Source organism: Actinosynnema sp. NPDC037264 (assembly GCF_055603705.1).
The window spans coordinates 80,787-95,858 of sequence record NZ_JBVJVK010000013.1 but is presented as its reverse complement, the minus strand read 5'-3'; the positions used below and the strand labels follow the sequence as shown (position 1 = coordinate 95,858).

The following is a 15,072-nucleotide window of genomic DNA, read 5'->3' as shown; positions in this document are numbered from 1 at the left end:
GGGAATTCGCCTGGTCGGGTGGGGTGGTGGTGGCAGAAAGTTCAGGCCCCGAAACACACGAACGGGCGACGTAGAGGGTCCGCCGCAATGGCTTCGGCGAGGGCGTGGGACACCGGTTTGCCGTCCGCCAGCAACTTGTGGAACGTGCCCATGGTCATCGCGGCGGCCCGGTCGCCGACCTGGTTGACCGCGGCGACGACGGTGCGCGAGCCGCTCGCCAGCAGCGCGCCCGCGAATCCCAGCGCCTCGTCGCCCGGCCGGATGTGACTCAGCGCGAGCGAGCACGCCGCGAGGATCACTTGTTCGGGTGTGGTTCGGAGGCGGGCGGTCTCGTGGGCGAACAGCGGGCCGTCGGCCAGCTCCAGGCGTGAGAACAGGGCGTTGTCGGCGACGTGCTCGCCGTGCGCCGCGATGTGCGCCAGGCGGGCGCCGTCCAACGCGGCCAGGACGTCACTCACCGCTTCCGCCATCACCGCATCGGGGTACGTGCCGCGCAGGTCGCTCACCTCCCCGACCACCTCGGGCAGGTTCGGACCGGCGACCAGCACGACCCGCTTCGCCGACGTCCGCGCCGCCATCGCGTTCAGCCACGCCGTCGCCGAAGGGGCGACCACGATCGGGCGACCGTGCAGCGACGGCAGGGTGTTCCACGGCACCGCGTACAGGTCACCGGTCGGCACGACGACCAGCTCGCGCTCGCCGATCAACCCGCCGAGCGGCCCGAACAGCGCCTCGTCCAACCGCTCCGCCCGCCGCGCCGCCGACGCCGCCACCGCCGCGGCGAGCAGCGGCGACAGGTGGTCCGGCCCGAGCACGTCGACATCGGCGTGCAACTGCCGAGCCGACTCGAACACCTGCGCCGTCCGCCCCAGCCGCACCAGCCTCGCCTCGCCGGCCACCAGCACGACCGCCGACAGGACGTCACGGTGCGTCACGAAGCTCACCATCGCGCGATCACCCAGGGCGGCACGCACCTCGGTCACCCCGCGCACCGGCCGCGGCCGGCCCCACACGCTCGTGTGCCACCCGAGCCGCGCCACCTCGCGCTGCAACTCGTCCAGCCGGGCCTCCAACTCCGCCACCGGCCGACCGTCCAACCGCGCCTGCTGCACCGCCCGCGACAACGACCGCGACTGCGCCACCCGCCGCGCCAACACCGGGTCGTCGATCGCCGGCAACGGCTCGTACCGGTACACCTGCGCCCGCGTGCGCTCCAGCCAGTCGAACGTCGCCTCCGCGTCGCCGTCGTGCTCCAGCACCAGCCCGACGGCGAGTTCGCCCAGCTCACGGCCGTGCACGGCGGTGCCGCAGAGCAGGTCCAGACCACCCATCCGATCACGGACGCGGCCGAGCTCGGCCAGGCCCTCCTCCGCTTCGCGCAACGCCGGCCCCGGCTCGCCGACGGCCACGGCCAGCTCGGCCCGGCACAGCCGCAGCAGCATCCGGTGGTCGATCGGGGTGATGGGGCCCGGCGCCGGCACCTGGTCCAGCAACGCGCGCGCGGCCTTGGTGTCGCCGCGCCGGATCGCCATCCGCACGGCGAGGAGCCTGGCGACGGAGGCCTCGTCGGTCAGCCCGACCGCGGTCAGCCGCTCGGCCAGCCGCGTCGCGCGGGCCGGGGTGACCCGCGCCGACACCCGCGCCGACACCCTCGTCGAGGCGCGGGTGGGCAGGGTCTCCGTTCGCTCCTGCGCGGGCACGAAGGGGTCGGCGGGGGAGGTGCGGCCGGCGGGGGAGGTGAGGGCGGCGGCGGGCGCGGGGGCGGCGGGGGCGGCGCGGCCGTGGTCGGCCGGTTCGGTGGGGGCCGGTTCGGTGGGGGCCGGTTCGGTGGGGGCCGGTTCGGTGGGGGCCGGTTCGGTGGGGGCCGGTTCGGTGGAGGAGGTGTGGGCGGCGGAGGGGGTGGGGATGGCGGTAGAGGAGGTCGAGGGAGGGGTGGCGGCGTCGGGCGGGCGGGTGGCGGAGGCGAACTCGGCCCGCATGCGCATCAGCGCGGCCAGTTCGGCCCACGACTTGCTGCCACGTCGGCGGAACCGGCGTTGGGCCTGGTCCGCCAGTTGACGCGCGGTGGTCGGGTCGTCTTGCAGCAGGGCCGCCGCGGCGCGCGCCAGTTCGGCCTCCGCCAGGTCCTGGCCGACCCGCCGCCGGCGCAGCACGACCAGCGCCTCGTCCAGGTGCCCGGCCGCCTCGTCCGCCAACCCCGCCGCCAGCATCACGCGCGCCCGGTCGATCTGGGTCCGGGCGACCAGGTCCGGCGCCAGCAGCCGGAACACCCGTTCGGCCTGCTCGTGGTACGCCAGCGCACGGGGCACGTCACCCGTCAGGTGGGCGATGTCGCCGAGGTTGCCCAGCGCCTTCGCCTTCATCAGCGGCAGGTCCTCGGCCTCGGCCAGCTCGATCGCCCGGCGCATGTCGCGCTCCGCCGCCTCCGGCAGGCCGAACGCGATGTTGGTCAGCCCGCGGTTCACCAGCGCCGTCGACAACGTCGCCGCGCCGACCGCGCCGGACGCCCACCCGGCCTCCAGGTCGCGCACCGACTCGTCGTACAGCGCGATCGCCTCGGCGGTCCGGCCGGCCCGGTGGAGGATCAGGGCCTCCTGGTCCTTCACGATCGCCCGCAGGCCGACCGCGTCCGGCCCCTCGGGCAGCGTGGCGATCAGCTCGGCCGCCGTCCGCAGGCGCGCCAGGCCGTCCTCGACCGAGTCCGTCTCCGCCTCGCCGTACGACAGCGTGATCAGGATCCGGATGCGGACCGTGGTCGCTTCGACGCTCGGCGACATCACGGGCAGTGCACGCAGCGCGCGGCGCAGGAGCGTCACCGCATCCGCAGGCCTTCCTCCCGATGCCGCTCGGAACGCCTGTTTGTGCAGGTCGACCGCCACTTCGACACCGTTCGAAGTGTGTGAGGAGACCGGCGTTGCAGCACGAGACACGGACACGTCCTTAATGCCAGCACACAGAACGTGTCCGAGAAGCCGTCTTGTGGATGCTCTCCGTGCGCCGAACGGGTTACTCTCCGTGAGAACACCACCGGCCGACCCACCCGTGACGCCGTCCTCGCGGCCGTCTGGCGGAACCGTTCCTACAACATGATCGTCGGTGTCACGACCGTCCGCCCCGGCTCGCCGCGCGAGTTCACCAGGTGCACCACGATCTGCGTGGTGCCTGCGGGCACGTCGGACAGCACGAACCGGCCACCGTCGTCGGCTTTGGTGGTGCTCGACTCGTGCTCGGCCACCCGGACCTCGACGGTGTGCTCACCCGCGGGCACGAGCCAGCCGTCGATGCGGTGCCGCGCGCCGATGGAGGTGAAGTTCACCATCAACGTCAGGTTGTCCACGGTGAACGTGATGGTGCCGGGGCTGCCGCCGCGCACGCCCGCGAACGAGCCCGCGCGTTCCCAGCGGGCCACCTCGACGTCCAGGTTCTCCAGTGCCACCGCGAACTGGATCCGTTCGACGAGCCCCGGCGGGGGCGCGTCCAACTCGTACACCAGGCGGTTCAGTTCAGTGAGGACAGCGGTGTCCTCTTGGCCTCTGCGGTCATCGCGCGGGTCGATGTCGTTCACCGCGATCCTCCTTCCGCGTCGAGATGTGTGCGCAACATGGTCAGGCACCGACCCCGGGTGGGGCCGATGCTGCCGCGCGGCATGGACAGTGCTTCGGCGACCGCGCGGTACTCCGCCCGGCCGGCCAGCACGGTGAGCCGCAGAAGTTCCTGGCACTTCTGCGACAAACGACCGAAGGCCCGCCACAGCCGGTGGTCCCGGTCGTCGACCAGGGCGGCGTCCTCGGGCAGGCCGTACTCGCTTTCCAGTTGGTCCGCCAGCTCGTCGCTCAGCGCCGCTTCGCGGCGAGCCGGTGTCCAGGTCCGTTGGGCCTCGCGGCGCGTCGCGACGACGAGCCACCCGGCCAGCGCGCGCGGTTCGACCAGCCGGTCGAGGTGCCGCAGCAGCGCGAGCCAGACCGTCTGCACCACGTCCTCCGCGGTGCTGCGGTCCAGCCCGTGCCCTCGGGCGACGTGCCACACCAGTGGCGTCAGGTCGGCGACCAGCACGTCCAGGGCCCTGCGGTCCCCGTCGCGGGCGGCGACGACACAGGCCGCGTGCCGGTCCGTCCCGTCGAGCCCCTCCCACGGTGGGCGCTCACCGGCCGTGCGCAGTTCTCCCACGTCGTCACCTCCTTCTCGGCGTCCCCCAGCCGAAGCTGATCGTCACACACCCGCGCCGCCACCGGCGCGGCGGCGGTCCGCGATGCCCCCCTCGCACCGCGGACCGCCTCCCCCCATTGCGGGCGACCTCCGATCGGCACCCCTCGAAGCCGACCGACTGCCACCCCTTTTTTCCTCCCCCAGAGGTTTCAGCTGCCCGCTACCGGAGCGCTCTCGGCGTCCACCGGCGCGCTGTGCGTCTGGTGGTGGCCGGTGGGCGTCACCGGTGGCACTTCGTCCAGGTCCTGCTCCGGGTCGAACTCGTCGACCAGCTCCTCGTCACCCGCGAACTGCTTCTCCAGCTCCACGGGATCCAGTTCGTCGACGCCAGGCGGATTGGCGGTCATGCGGCCTCCTCAGTCGGGGTGAGGACCGGTCATTAGGTAAGGAGTGAGTAGTTCTACGCGAGATACACGACTTCGCTTTAACAGTTCACTGATGTCGTCCGCGGCCCGGTGAGAGCTATGGTCCAGACCATGCTTGAGGTCATCGCACTGGACGCCGTCGACGCCGAGGCCGCGCAGGCCGGCGGCGCGCACCGGCTGGAACTCACCGTGGACATGGCCGCGGACGGGCTGACGCCGCCGGTCGCCGTGCTGCGGGACGTGCTCTCCGCGACCGACCTGCCGGTCCGGGTCATGCTGCGCGACGCGCCTGGTTTCGCGCCCGGCGACCTGGACGGGCTGCGGCGCGACGCGGCGGCGCTGCGCGAGGCGGGCGCGTCGGAGTTCGTGCTCGGCTTCCTCGACGCCGACGGGCGGGTGGACGAGGCGGCGTGCGCGGCGCTGGTCGCCGAGCTGGACGGTTGCGCGTGGACGTTCCACCGCGCGCTGGACAACTCGGCGGACCCCGAGGCGGCGTGGACCGTCGTCGGTGGACTGGGCTGCGACACGGTGCTCGCGGCCGGCAGCGCGCGCGGGGTCGGCGACGGCCTGGCCGTGCTGGAGCGGTTGGCGGCGCGGCAGGGCCCGGTGCGGCTGCTGGTCGGCGGCGGGCTCAAGGCCGAGCACGTCGCGCCGCTGAAGGCCGTCGGCGTCACGGGGTTCCACGTCGGCGGCGCGGTGCGGCCAGGCGGGTGGGACACCCCGGTGTCGGCCGACGCCGTCCGGACCTGGGCGAACTTGGTCTAGACCGCTTGCCGATGCGGACATTAGCATCGCCGTTGCTTCCCGTGAAATAGCCGTTGCACATCACGCAACACGGGACACCTGAAGGGTGGGCGAGATGCGGTTCGCAGGAGCAGTCGTCGTGGGCGCCGTCGTGCTGGCCGGGTGCGCCCCGGTCCAGTCCGGCTCGGCGCCGACCGGTGGTGACGAGCGGGCGGGTCAGCTGAAGGTCTGGCTGTTCGACGAGGTCAACCGGGGTCCGAAGGAGGAGGTCGTCAAGGAGGCGATCACCGAGTTCGAGCAGGGGCACCAGGGCGTCACGGTCGACGTCCAGTACATCCAGGTGCAGACCCGCGCCGAGCGGTTCAAGGCCGCGTTCAGCGACCCCGAGAGCGCGCCCGACGTGGCCGAGTTCGGCAACACCGACCTCGCGGGCTACGTCGCGGGCGGCGGGTTCGCCGAGCTCGACCTCGGCGGCTGGGACGAGGCGAAGGACCTGCTGCCCGCCGTCGTCGACACCGGCAAGGTGGACGGCAAGGTCTACGGCGTGCCCTGGTACGTCGGCGTGCGCGCGCTCTACTACCGCACCGACGTCTTCCAGGAGCTGAACCTCCAGCCACCGGCCACCCTGGCCGAGATCGCGCCGCTGGCCAGGAAGATCCGCGCCGCCAAGCCGGACCTGCTCGGCATCTCCGCCGGCGGCAAGTACACCTACGGCGCGATGCCGTTCGTGTGGGCCAACGGCGGCGACATCGCCCGCAAGGACGGCGACAAGTACGTCGCCACCATCGACAGCGCCGAGTCGAAGGCGGGCCTGCGCCAGTACACCGAGCTGATCGCGGACGACATCTGCCCGCCCGCCCAGTGCGCGGGCAACGGCGGCGACGCCAGCGTCGAGGCGTTCCGCGCGGGCAAGGCGGCGATGGTCGTGGGCGGCGACTTCAACCGCAAGTCGGTCGACGCGTCCGCCGCGGCGGGCAAGTACGCGGTCGTGCCGCTGCCGGGCAAGAACGCGGGCGACATCGCGCCGGCGTTCGCGGGCGGCAACCTGCTCGGCGTGCTGAAGGGCACCGACCGCCGGACGCTGGCCACCGAGTTCGTGCGCCTGCTGGGCGGCAAGGAGTACCAGCGCAGGATGTTCGACGCGATGGGGAACCTGCCGACGTTCGGCGACGTGCAGGCCGAGGTGGCGAAGGCCAACCCGGTGCTGGAACCGTTCATCGCGACCCTGGAGGCGGGCACGCGGTTCGTGCCGGTCACGCCGAACTGGGCCAAGATCGACGCCCAGGCGGTGCTGCCGACGTTGTTGCAGCAGGTCGCCGCCGGCGGTGAGGACCTCGACAAGGCAGCCGGGGACGCGGCCGAGCAGATGAACGCCGCCTTCGGCTCGTGATGCGGACGTCGAAGGGCGACGGGCGGATCGCGTCCGCCTACCTCGCCCCCGCGCTGCTGGTGCTGGTCGGGCTGATGGGCTACCCGATCTACCAGCTCGTGCTGATCTCCCTGTTCGACTACGGCCAGGAGCAGGTCAGCGGTGGCGCGCCGCTGACCTTCCTCGGCCTGGCCAACTACGCGACCCTGCTGTCGGACGAGCGGTTCTGGTCCGTGCTCGGGCAGACGGTCGGGTTCGCCGCGGTCTGCGTGGCGGGCACCCTGCTGGTCGGCGCCGCGCTGGCGGTGCTGGCCACCAGGGTCCGCACGTGGGCGCGGACGGTGCTGTTCCTGGCCGCGCTCGGCGCGTGGGCGACGCCGGCGGTGGCCGGGTCGACGATCTGGCTGTTCCTGTTCGACGCCAACTTCGGGTTCGTCAACGAGGTCCTGGGCACCACCGGGCTCTCCTGGACCTACGACAAGTGGACGGCGTTCGGGCTGGTCGCCGCCCAGGTGATCTGGTGCTCGTTCCCGTTCGTCATGGTCACCCTGTACGCGGGGATCAAGGCGATCCCGGGCGAGGTGCTGGAGGCCGCCGCGCTGGACGGCGCGAGCACGGCCAAGGCGGCCACCAAGGTGATCCTGCCGCTGCTGCGGCCGCTGCTGATCGTGGTGACGATCCAGTCGGTCATCTGGGACTTCAAGGTGTTCACCCAGATCTACATCATGACCAACGGCGGCGGCATCGCGGGCCGCAACCTGGTGCTCAACGTCTACGCCTACCAGCAGGCGTTCGCCGCCTCGGAGTACGGGCTCGGCGCGAGCATCGGCGTGGTGATGACGGCGTTGCTGCTGCTCGTCACCCTCGGCTACCTGCGTGCGCTGCGGCGGAGCGGGGAGGCGCTGTGAACCGGCGTGCGTCGCGAGGACTGGCGGAAGCGGTCACGGTCGTCGTCGCGGCCGTGGTGGCGTTCCCGCTGTACTGGATGGTGCTCACGGCGCTGAAGCCGGAGGCTGAGGTGATCTCGGCCGACCCGCGGCCGTGGACGCTCGCGCCGACGCTCGACAGCTTCGTGCGCGCGTTGACCGTGCAGAGCTTCGGCCGCTACTTGCTCAACAGCGTGGTGGTGGCGGTCGCGGTGGTGCTGCTGAGCCTGCTGATCTCGTTCCTGGCGGCCACCGCGCTGACCCGGTTCCGGTTCCGCAGCCGCACCACGCTGCTGATCATGCTGCTGGTCGTGCAGATGGTGCCGGTCGAGGCGCTGACCATCCCGCTGTTCTTCCTCATGCGGTCGGTGCGGGACGTGGCGCCGGCGTTCGGGCTGAACCACCTCGGCTCGCTGGTGCTGGTGCACCTCGCGTTCAGCCTGCCGTTCGCGATCTGGATGCTGCGCGGGTTCGTCGCGGCCGTGCCGGTGGAGCTGGAGGAGGCGGCGACGCTGGACGGCGCGTCCCGGTTCCGGTTCCTGTGGCAGGTGCTGTTCCCGCTGGTGGCTCCCGGTCTGGTGGCGACGAGCGTGCTGTCGTTCATCCACGCGTGGAATGATTTCCTCTTCGCCAAGACGTTCATCATCTCGGCGGCGGAGAACCAGACGCTGCCGTTGGCGCTGCAGGTGTTCGTGAAACCCGATCAGAACGACTGGGGGGCGATCATGGCCGGTTCGACGTTGATGACGATCCCGGTGCTGCTGTTCTTCATCCTGGTGCAGCGCCGGCTGGTCGCGGGCCTGGCCGGGGCGGTGAAGTCGTGATCCTGCCGCGTCCCGTCTCGTTCACCCGCGGTGCGGGCGAGGTGCCGTTCGACGGCGCGTTCCAGGTCGAACGGGTGGCCGGTCCCGCCGAGGGGTACCGGCTGTCGGTGTCGGCGGACGGCGTGCGGGTGCGGGCGTCCGACGACGCCGGTGAGTTCTACGCGCGTCAGACGTTGCGGCAGCTGAGCGGGCCGGCGGCGTTCCGGGCGGTGGCTCCCGGCGCGGTGACGTTGCCGGTGTGCGAGGTCGAGGACCACCCGCGGTTCGCGTGGCGCGGCGTGATGCTGGACGTGGCGCGGCACTTCCTGCCCAAGCACGACCTGCTGCGGTACGTCGACCTGCTGGCCGTGCACAAGCTGAACGTGCTGCACCTGCACCTGACCGACGACCAGGGCTGGCGGTTCGAGTCGCGGCGCTTCCCCCGGCTGCACGAGGTCGGCGGGTGGCGGCCGGACTCGCGGTTCGGCGACCGGCGTTCCGGTGGCATGGCCGGGCGGCCCCACGGCGGCTACTACACCCAGGACGACCTGCGGGAAGTCGTCGCCTACGCGGCGCAGCGGCACATCGCGGTGGTGCCGGAGATCGACGTGCCGGGGCACAGCCAGGCGGCCATCGCGGCGTACCCGGAGCTCGGCGCGTCCGGCGGCGGCGTGTGGACGGACTGGGGGATCAACCCGAACGTGCTGCGGGCCGACGAGTCCACAGTGGACTTCTACCGGCAGGTGTTCGACGAGCTGCTGGACGTGTTCCCGTCCGAGGTCGTCGGGCTCGGCGGCGACGAGGCCGAGGGCGGTGACGGCCGGTTCGTCCGGCGCATCGCCCAGCACCTGCACCAGCGCGGGCGGCGGCCGTTCGGGTGGGACGAGGTGCTCGGCGTCGGACCCCTGCCGACCCGCACGATCGTGGCGTCGTGGCGCGGCGAGGACGCCGGCCTGACCGCGCTGGACCGCGGCCACGACGTCGTGATGTGCCCGGAGGAGCACGTCTACCTGGACTACCGGCAGTCCGACCACCCCGACGAGCCGATCCCCGTCGGCACCGTCACGACCCTGGAGGACGTCTACCGCTACGAGCCGGCGGCGGCGGACCGGGTGCTCGGGGCGCAGGCGAACCTGTGGACCGAACACCTCGACTCGCCGCGGCGCCTCGACTACGCCGCGTTCCCCCGGTTGAGCGCGTTCGCCGAGGTGGTGTGGAGCCCCGCCGGGCGCGACGAGGCGGAGTTCCTGACCCGGCTGGCCGAGCACCACCTGCCGCGGCTCGACGCGCTCGGCGTCGAGTACCGCCCCCTCGACGGTCCCCGGCCGTGGCAGGCGCTGCCGGGCGTGCCCGGCCACCCGCGGTGATCAGTCCTCCTCGGGCATGAGGATCCAGCAGGCGAGGTAGAGGATCGCGCCCGCGCCGAACCCGAAGAGGGTGGCGGCGACCAGCAGGATGCGGACCAGCGCCGCGTCCACGCCGAGCAGCTTGGCGACGCCGCCGCACACGCCCGCGACCATCTTGTCGGTCCGGCTGCGGCGGAGCTTCTTGACCTTGTCGGTGGCTTGGTTGAGCACGTCGTTCGTCATGGCTCAAGAGTGCGCCGCGGGGGCCGTCCGGGGCATCGGGGACGCACCCTGACTTCACCCGGACCCCCGTTCTCAGGGTGTCACGAGGACCTTGCCCCTGAGGTCGCCCGCCTCGGCGCGGCGGTGCAGTTCGGGCAGGTGGGCGAGGCCGTGGCGTTCGGACACGTCGACCACCACGACGCCTTGGTCGACCAGGGCGACCAGGGCGGTGAGCTGAGCGGGGTCGAAGCGGGTCACGAAGTGGGCGTCGGGTGCGTCGCTCATGGTCGCGGAGACGACGACGCCGCCCAGCCGTGCCACTTCGGCGTCCGCGACGAGGTTGAGCACGACGTCGAACCGCCCGGTCGGTCCGTAGCCGACGACCTCGTCCGCGCCCAGCTCGCGCACGGCGCCGGCGCTGCGCGGGGACGCGGTGGCGGTGACGTGCGCGCCCGCGTGCTTGGCCAGCTGCACCGCGAACCCGCCGATGCCGCCGCCCGCGCCGTTGACCAGGACGCGGTGGCCCGGCCGGACGTCCCCGTGCTCGAACACCATCTGCCACGCGCTGAGGCCGGCCAGGGGCAGGGCGGCTGCGTCGGCCAGCGGGATGGCGCGCGGCGCGGTGACGAGCCGGTCGGGGGTGGTGACGGCGTACTCGGCCGCCGCGCCGTCGATCCAGCCGACCACCGGCTCGCCGTCGACCGTGCCGGCCACGTCCCACCCGGGCGTGTGGGGCAGCGGGACGTCGACCAGGCCCCGCCGCACGGCGACTTCCGTCGGGTTGAACGAGGTCGCGGCCACCCGCACCAGCACCTCGCCGGGAGCGGGTTCGGGGATCGGGACGTCGTCGACCACGATCACGTCCGGGCCGCCGTGGGTGTGGATGCGTGCGCTCTTCATGCTGTCGAACGTAGGCAGTGCCGGAGAGACCATCCATGCTTCTGAGTCCTGTTTTCCTGTCTAATCGTCTTCGTGGACGTGCTCAGCGACGTGATCGCGGTGATGCGGACCGGCCGTCCCGTGGTCGCGCGGGTGGCGTGGGAGGAGCCGTGGGCGCAGCGGTTCGCGCCGGTGCCGGGCGCGTCCGGGTTCCAGGTCGTGCTGGCGGGCACGTGCTGGCTCGTGCGCGACCACGCCGATCCGGTCGAGCTGCGCGCCGGTGACGTCGTGTTCCTGCCCGACGGGCGGGGGCACGTGCTCGCGGACAGCCCCACCACGCCCGTGGTCGGCGAGGCGTGCGACCCGGACGACCCGGACTTCGTCGCCGACCACCCCGTGCCCGCGCACCCGACCGCGGTCACGTTGTGCGGCGCGTACGAGCTGGAGCACGGCGTCCACCCGTTGCTGCGGGACCTGCCCGACACCGTGCTCGTGTCCGGCCCGGAGCTGCACGCCGCCGTCACGCTGCTGGCCGGCGAGCTCGAACACCCGCGCCTGGGCTCCGACGCCCTCGTCCCGGCCCTGCTCGACACGCTCCTGCTCTACCTGCTGCGCACGTGGTTCACCGGGGCCGACCGGACCACGGGCTGGGCCGCCGCGCTGAACGACCCCGTCACCGCGACCGCGTTGCACCACATCCACCGCGACCCCGCGCACCCGTGGACGGTGGCGGAGCTGGCGGCGGCCGCCGGCCTGTCACGGGCGCCGTTCGCCAAGCGCTTCACCGCGCTGGTGGGCCAACCACCGCTGACCTACCTGACGTGGTGGCGCATGACCACCGCCGCCCGCCTGCTCAGGGACACCGACGCGCCGCTGGCGCGGATCGCCGGCCAGGTCGGCTACACCTCGGAGTTCGCCTTCGCCGCCGCGTTCAAGCGCGCCCACGGCACCCCGCCGGGCCGCTACCGGCGCTCGCCTTCGCGAGATCGCGTCGGTCGTTCGTGACTCATTTCCCGGCGATCACGCTTTTCGATCGTCGGGAAATCAGTCGCGAACGACCGACTTCCGGGCGATCTCGCCGCCGTCTGCGGAGCAGCGGCAAACTGATACCGTGACGCCAGAGGAGCTCGCCGCCGGCCTGGACCGCGCCGGCTACCTGCCCGACCAGGGCATCGCGACCGCCGCCTACCTGGCGTTGCGCATGCACCGGCCGTTGTTCTGCGAGGGCGAGCCGGGCACCGGCAAGACGTCCCTGGCCGTCGCGCTCGCCCAAGCCCTCGACCTGCCCCTGATCCGGCTCCAGTGCCACGAGGGCATCGACGCCACCCAGGCCCTCTACGACTGGGACTTCCCCCGCCAGCTCCTGCACCTGCGCGCCCTCGAAGCCGCCGGGCCCGTCGACGCCGAGCAGGCCGAAGCCTCCCTCTACACCCGCCGCTTCCTCCTCGCCCGGCCGCTCCTGCGAGCCCTCGAAGACGCGCCGTGCGTCCTGCTCGTGGACGAGGTGGACCGGGCCGACGACGAGTTCGAGGCGTTCCTGCTCGAAGTGCTCGGCGAGAACGCGGTGACGATCCCCGAACTGGGCCGCGTCACCGCGAAGACCCCGCCGCTGGTCCTGCTCACGTCCAACCGCACGCGCGAGGTGCACGACGCCCTCAAGCGCCGCTGCCTCTACCACTGGCTGGAACACCCCGACCTGGCCCGCGAGGTCGCCATCCTCCGCCGCCGGCTGCCGGGCGTCACCGAACGGCTCGCGCACCAGGTGGCGTCAGCCGTGCGGCGGTTGCGCGACCTGGACCTCCTCAAGCCGCCGGGCGTCGCGGAGTCCCTGGACTGGGCCGAAGCCCTGCTCACCCTGGGCCGGACCGAACTGGACGCGGAATCGGCGGCGACCACGCTCGGTGCCGTCCTCAAGTACCGGGAGGACGCCCAGCGCGCCCTTTCAGCCGGTGTGCTCGGCGGCGTGACCGGGAGCACAATCGTGGGATGACGGGAGCCGGGGCGTCCATCGGGCTCGTGGGGTTCGCCCGCGCGCTCCGGCACGGTGGCGTCGCGTGCGGGCCGGACCGGGTGCAGGCGTTCGTCGCGGCGGTCGACGTCCTCGACGTGGCACGGCGCGAGGACGTCTACTGGGCCGGCCGGGTGACGTTGTGCGGCGAGCCCGACGACCTGCCCCGGTACGACGCGGCGTTCGCGGCCTGGTTCGGCGGGGTGCCACCCGCGGCACCGGGCAGGCGCGTCCGGCAGACCAGCCACCTGGCCGCGCTCGGCGACGGGGCGGGCGGCCGGAGCGGTCGGAGCGGTCGGCGGGCGCCCGCGGTCAAGGCGGCCGCCAGTGACGTGGAAGTGCTGCGGCGCAAGGACATCGCCACGCTCAGCCCCGCCGAGAAGCGGCACCTGGACGAACTGCTGGCCGCCCTCGAACCCGTCCCGCCGAAGAGGCGCGCGCTGCGCCGGACACCGGCACGGCGAGGCGTGATCGACCCGCGCCGCACCCTTAAGGACATGCTCGCCACCGGCGAGCCGACCCGGCCGCGCCACCGCCGCCGCGCCACCCGGCCCCGCAAGGTCGTGCTGCTGATCGACGTCTCCGGCTCGATGAAGCCCTACGCCGACGCGCTGCTCCGCTTCGCGCACGTCGTCGTCCGCCGCATGCCCGTCGAGGTCTGCACGCTCGGCACCCGCCTGACCCGCGTCACCCGCCAGCTGCGCCACCGCGACCCCGGGCAGGCCCTGGCCGCCGCCGCGCGCGCCGTGCCCGACTACGAGGGCGGTACCCGGCTCGGCGAGACGCTCAAGGCGTTCCTCGACCGCTGGGGCCAACGCGGGGCCGCACGCCGTGCCGTCGTGGTCATCTGCTCCGACGGCTGGGAACGCGGCGACGCGGCCCTGCTCGCCGAGCAGGTCCGACGGCTCAAGCGGCTCGCGCACAAGGTCGTGTGGGTCAACCCGCACGCCGGCCACGACGGGTACTTGCCGGTGCAGTCCGGCATCGCCGCGGCCCTGCCGCACCTGGACCGGCTGCTCGCCGGCCACAGCCTCGACACCCTGCACGCCCTGCTGGAGGAGGTTCGACTTGCGTGATGTCCTCGCCGAACTGGCCGATCGCGTCGACCGGGGGGAGACGGTCGGCGTCGGCACGGTGGTCGCCACGTTCAGCTCCGCGCCCCGCCCACCCGGCGCGGCGATGCTGGTCGGCGCGGACGGCGCCGTCGTCGGCAGCGTCTCCGGCGGCTGCGTCGAAGGCGCCGTCTACGAGCTGGCCCAAGAGGTGGTGCGGACCGACCAGCCGGTCCTCCAGCGCTACGGCGTGACCGACGACGACGCGTTCGCGGTGGGGCTGACCTGCGGCGGGATCATCGACGTCTACGTCGAGCCGGTCAACCGGCTGACCTTCCCCGAACTGCCCGAGGTCCTGGAGACGGTCCGCGCCCAGGAACCGGTGGCCATCGCCACGATCGTGGAACACCCCGAGTGGGTCGGCCGGCGGGTGGTCGTCTGGCCCGACCGGGCCACCGGCGACATCCCCTCGGCCCGCGCCCGCGACGCCATCACCGACGACGCCCGCGGCCTGCTCGCCACCGGCCGCAGCGGCACCCTGCACTACGGGCCCGACGGGCAGCGGCGCGGCGAGGGCATGGCGGTGTTCGTGAACTCGTTCGAGCCGCCGCCCCGGATGCTGGTGTTCGGCGCGATCGACTTCGCCGCCGCCGTGGCCAGGCTGGGCGCGTTCCTCGGCTACCGCGTCACGGTGTGCGACGCGCGCCCGGTGTTCGCCACGAAGAGCCGGTTCCCCGAAGCCGACGAGGTGGTCGTCGACTGGCCGCACCGCTACCTCGCCGGGCAGGCCGACGCCGGGAAGGTGGACGAGCGCACGGTCGTCGCGGTGCTCACCCACGACCCGAAGTTCGACGTGCCGCTGCTGGAGGTCGCGCTGCGCCTCAAGCTCGGCTACGTCGGCGCGATGGGCTCCCGCCGCACGCACGACGACCGGCTGCGCCGGCTGCGCGAGGCGGGCCTGGCCGAGGGCGAGCTGGCCAGGCTCGCGTCCCCGATCGGCCTCGACCTCGGCGCGCGCACGCCCGAGGAGACGGCGGTGTCGATCGCCGCGGAGATCATCGCGCTGCGCTGGGGCGGGGGAGGTGGGCGACTGGCCCGGACGGACGGCTCCATCCACAAGTGAGGGGGTTGTTTGACGAGGCAACAAAGAGC

15 protein-coding genes are annotated in these 15,072 nt (G+C 73.0%); 9 read left to right on the top strand and 6 right to left on the bottom strand.

Annotation, left to right across the window (positions count from 1 at the left end; genetic code table 11):
- Positions 1-41: 41 nt before the first annotated feature.
- The 4 genes from ACZ7GX_RS17310 to ACZ7GX_RS17295 all read right to left on the bottom strand — a co-directional run bounded on the left by ACZ7GX_RS17310 (position 42) and on the right by ACZ7GX_RS17295 (position 4,553).
- Complete coding sequence (locus ACZ7GX_RS17310) at positions 42-2,816, bottom strand: CHAT domain-containing protein (protein WP_498777708.1); 2,775 nt, start codon at positions 2,814-2,816, stop codon at positions 42-44.
- Between the two features lie 263 nt (positions 2,817-3,079).
- Positions 3,080-3,502 carry a carboxypeptidase regulatory-like domain-containing protein gene (locus tag ACZ7GX_RS17305; RefSeq protein WP_268997141.1) on the bottom strand — a complete coding sequence of 141 codons (423 nt, stop codon included), beginning with the start codon at positions 3,500-3,502 and terminating at the stop codon, positions 3,080-3,082.
- A 59-nt stretch (positions 3,503-3,561) separates the two neighbouring features.
- The gene (locus tag ACZ7GX_RS17300; protein WP_230569746.1) at positions 3,562-4,167 is read right to left on the bottom strand and encodes an RNA polymerase sigma factor; all 606 of its coding nucleotides are present in this window, start codon (positions 4,165-4,167) and stop codon (positions 3,562-3,564) included.
- A 188-nt stretch (positions 4,168-4,355) separates the two neighbouring features.
- Positions 4,356-4,553 (bottom strand): hypothetical protein, encoded by a 198-nt coding sequence (locus ACZ7GX_RS17295; protein WP_498777706.1) that lies wholly within the window; start codon positions 4,551-4,553, stop codon positions 4,356-4,358.
- Positions 4,554-4,682: 129 nt separating this feature from the next.
- On the opposite strand from ACZ7GX_RS17295, the gene ACZ7GX_RS17290 reads away from it, so the two are divergent.
- The 5 genes from ACZ7GX_RS17290 to ACZ7GX_RS17270 all read left to right on the top strand — a co-directional run bounded on the left by ACZ7GX_RS17290 (position 4,683) and on the right by ACZ7GX_RS17270 (position 9,780).
- Complete coding sequence (locus ACZ7GX_RS17290; protein WP_498777704.1) at positions 4,683-5,336, top strand: copper homeostasis protein CutC; 654 nt, start codon at positions 4,683-4,685, stop codon at positions 5,334-5,336.
- Positions 5,337-5,430: 94 nt separating this feature from the next.
- Positions 5,431-6,705, top strand: a complete 1,275-nt coding sequence (locus ACZ7GX_RS17285; protein ID WP_498777702.1) for an extracellular solute-binding protein — start codon at positions 5,431-5,433, stop codon at positions 6,703-6,705.
- Complete coding sequence (locus ACZ7GX_RS17280; RefSeq protein ID WP_498777884.1) at positions 6,705-7,592, top strand: carbohydrate ABC transporter permease; 888 nt, start codon at positions 6,705-6,707, stop codon at positions 7,590-7,592. The genes ACZ7GX_RS17285 and ACZ7GX_RS17280 overlap by 1 nt, the downstream gene beginning before the upstream one ends.
- Positions 7,589-8,434 (top strand): carbohydrate ABC transporter permease, encoded by an 846-nt coding sequence (locus ACZ7GX_RS17275; RefSeq protein ID WP_498777700.1) that lies wholly within the window; start codon positions 7,589-7,591, stop codon positions 8,432-8,434. The genes ACZ7GX_RS17280 and ACZ7GX_RS17275 overlap by 4 nt, the downstream gene beginning before the upstream one ends.
- The gene (locus tag ACZ7GX_RS17270; protein WP_498777698.1) at positions 8,431-9,780 is read left to right on the top strand and encodes a beta-N-acetylhexosaminidase; all 1,350 of its coding nucleotides are present in this window, start codon (positions 8,431-8,433) and stop codon (positions 9,778-9,780) included. Before ACZ7GX_RS17275 ends, ACZ7GX_RS17270 begins: the two co-directional genes overlap by 4 nt.
- On the opposite strand, the gene ACZ7GX_RS17265 is transcribed toward ACZ7GX_RS17270, so the two are convergent.
- A complete protein-coding gene (locus ACZ7GX_RS17265) occupies positions 9,781-10,002 on the bottom strand; it encodes a PspC domain-containing protein (RefSeq protein WP_230569752.1) in 222 nt (73 codons plus the stop codon).
- A 72-nt stretch (positions 10,003-10,074) separates the two neighbouring features.
- The gene (locus ACZ7GX_RS17260; protein ID WP_498777696.1) at positions 10,075-10,881 is read right to left on the bottom strand and encodes an NADP-dependent oxidoreductase; all 807 of its coding nucleotides are present in this window, start codon (positions 10,879-10,881) and stop codon (positions 10,075-10,077) included.
- A 72-nt stretch (positions 10,882-10,953) separates the two neighbouring features.
- Here ACZ7GX_RS17260 and ACZ7GX_RS17255 point away from each other — a divergent pair, with 72 nt between their 5' ends.
- From ACZ7GX_RS17255 to ACZ7GX_RS17240, 4 genes are all read left to right on the top strand, one after another.
- Complete coding sequence (locus ACZ7GX_RS17255) at positions 10,954-11,865, top strand: AraC family transcriptional regulator (protein ID WP_498777693.1); 912 nt, start codon at positions 10,954-10,956, stop codon at positions 11,863-11,865.
- A gap of 106 nt (positions 11,866-11,971) precedes the next feature.
- On the top strand, positions 11,972-12,850 hold the full coding sequence (locus ACZ7GX_RS17250; protein WP_498777691.1) for an AAA family ATPase: 879 nt from the start codon (positions 11,972-11,974) through the stop codon (positions 12,848-12,850).
- The gene (locus ACZ7GX_RS17245; RefSeq protein ID WP_498777689.1) at positions 12,847-13,944 is read left to right on the top strand and encodes a vWA domain-containing protein; all 1,098 of its coding nucleotides are present in this window, start codon (positions 12,847-12,849) and stop codon (positions 13,942-13,944) included. Before ACZ7GX_RS17250 ends, ACZ7GX_RS17245 begins: the two co-directional genes overlap by 4 nt.
- Entirely contained in the window at positions 13,937-15,043 is a 1,107-nt protein-coding gene (locus tag ACZ7GX_RS17240; protein ID WP_498777687.1) for an XdhC family protein, read from the top strand. Before ACZ7GX_RS17245 ends, ACZ7GX_RS17240 begins: the two co-directional genes overlap by 8 nt.
- Positions 15,044-15,072 lie beyond the last annotated feature (29 nt).

Coding starts and splice junctions, on each gene's coding strand:
- ACZ7GX_RS17290 (WP_498777704.1), top strand. CDS start 4,683: ATGCTTGAGGTCATCGCACTGGACGCCGTCGACGCCGAGGCCGCGCAG.
- ACZ7GX_RS17280 (WP_498777884.1), top strand. CDS start 6,705: ATGCGGACGTCGAAGGGCGACGGGCGGATCGCGTCCGCCTACCTCGCC.
- ACZ7GX_RS17260 (WP_498777696.1), bottom strand. CDS start 10,881: ATGAAGAGCGCACGCATCCACACCCACGGCGGCCCGGACGTGATCGTG.
- ACZ7GX_RS17265 (WP_230569752.1), bottom strand. CDS start 10,002: ATGACGAACGACGTGCTCAACCAAGCCACCGACAAGGTCAAGAAGCTC.
- ACZ7GX_RS17295 (WP_498777706.1), bottom strand. CDS start 4,553: ATGACCGCCAATCCGCCTGGCGTCGACGAACTGGATCCCGTGGAGCTG.
- ACZ7GX_RS17285 (WP_498777702.1), top strand. CDS start 5,431: ATGCGGTTCGCAGGAGCAGTCGTCGTGGGCGCCGTCGTGCTGGCCGGG.
- ACZ7GX_RS17245 (WP_498777689.1), top strand. CDS start 12,847: ATGACGGGAGCCGGGGCGTCCATCGGGCTCGTGGGGTTCGCCCGCGCG.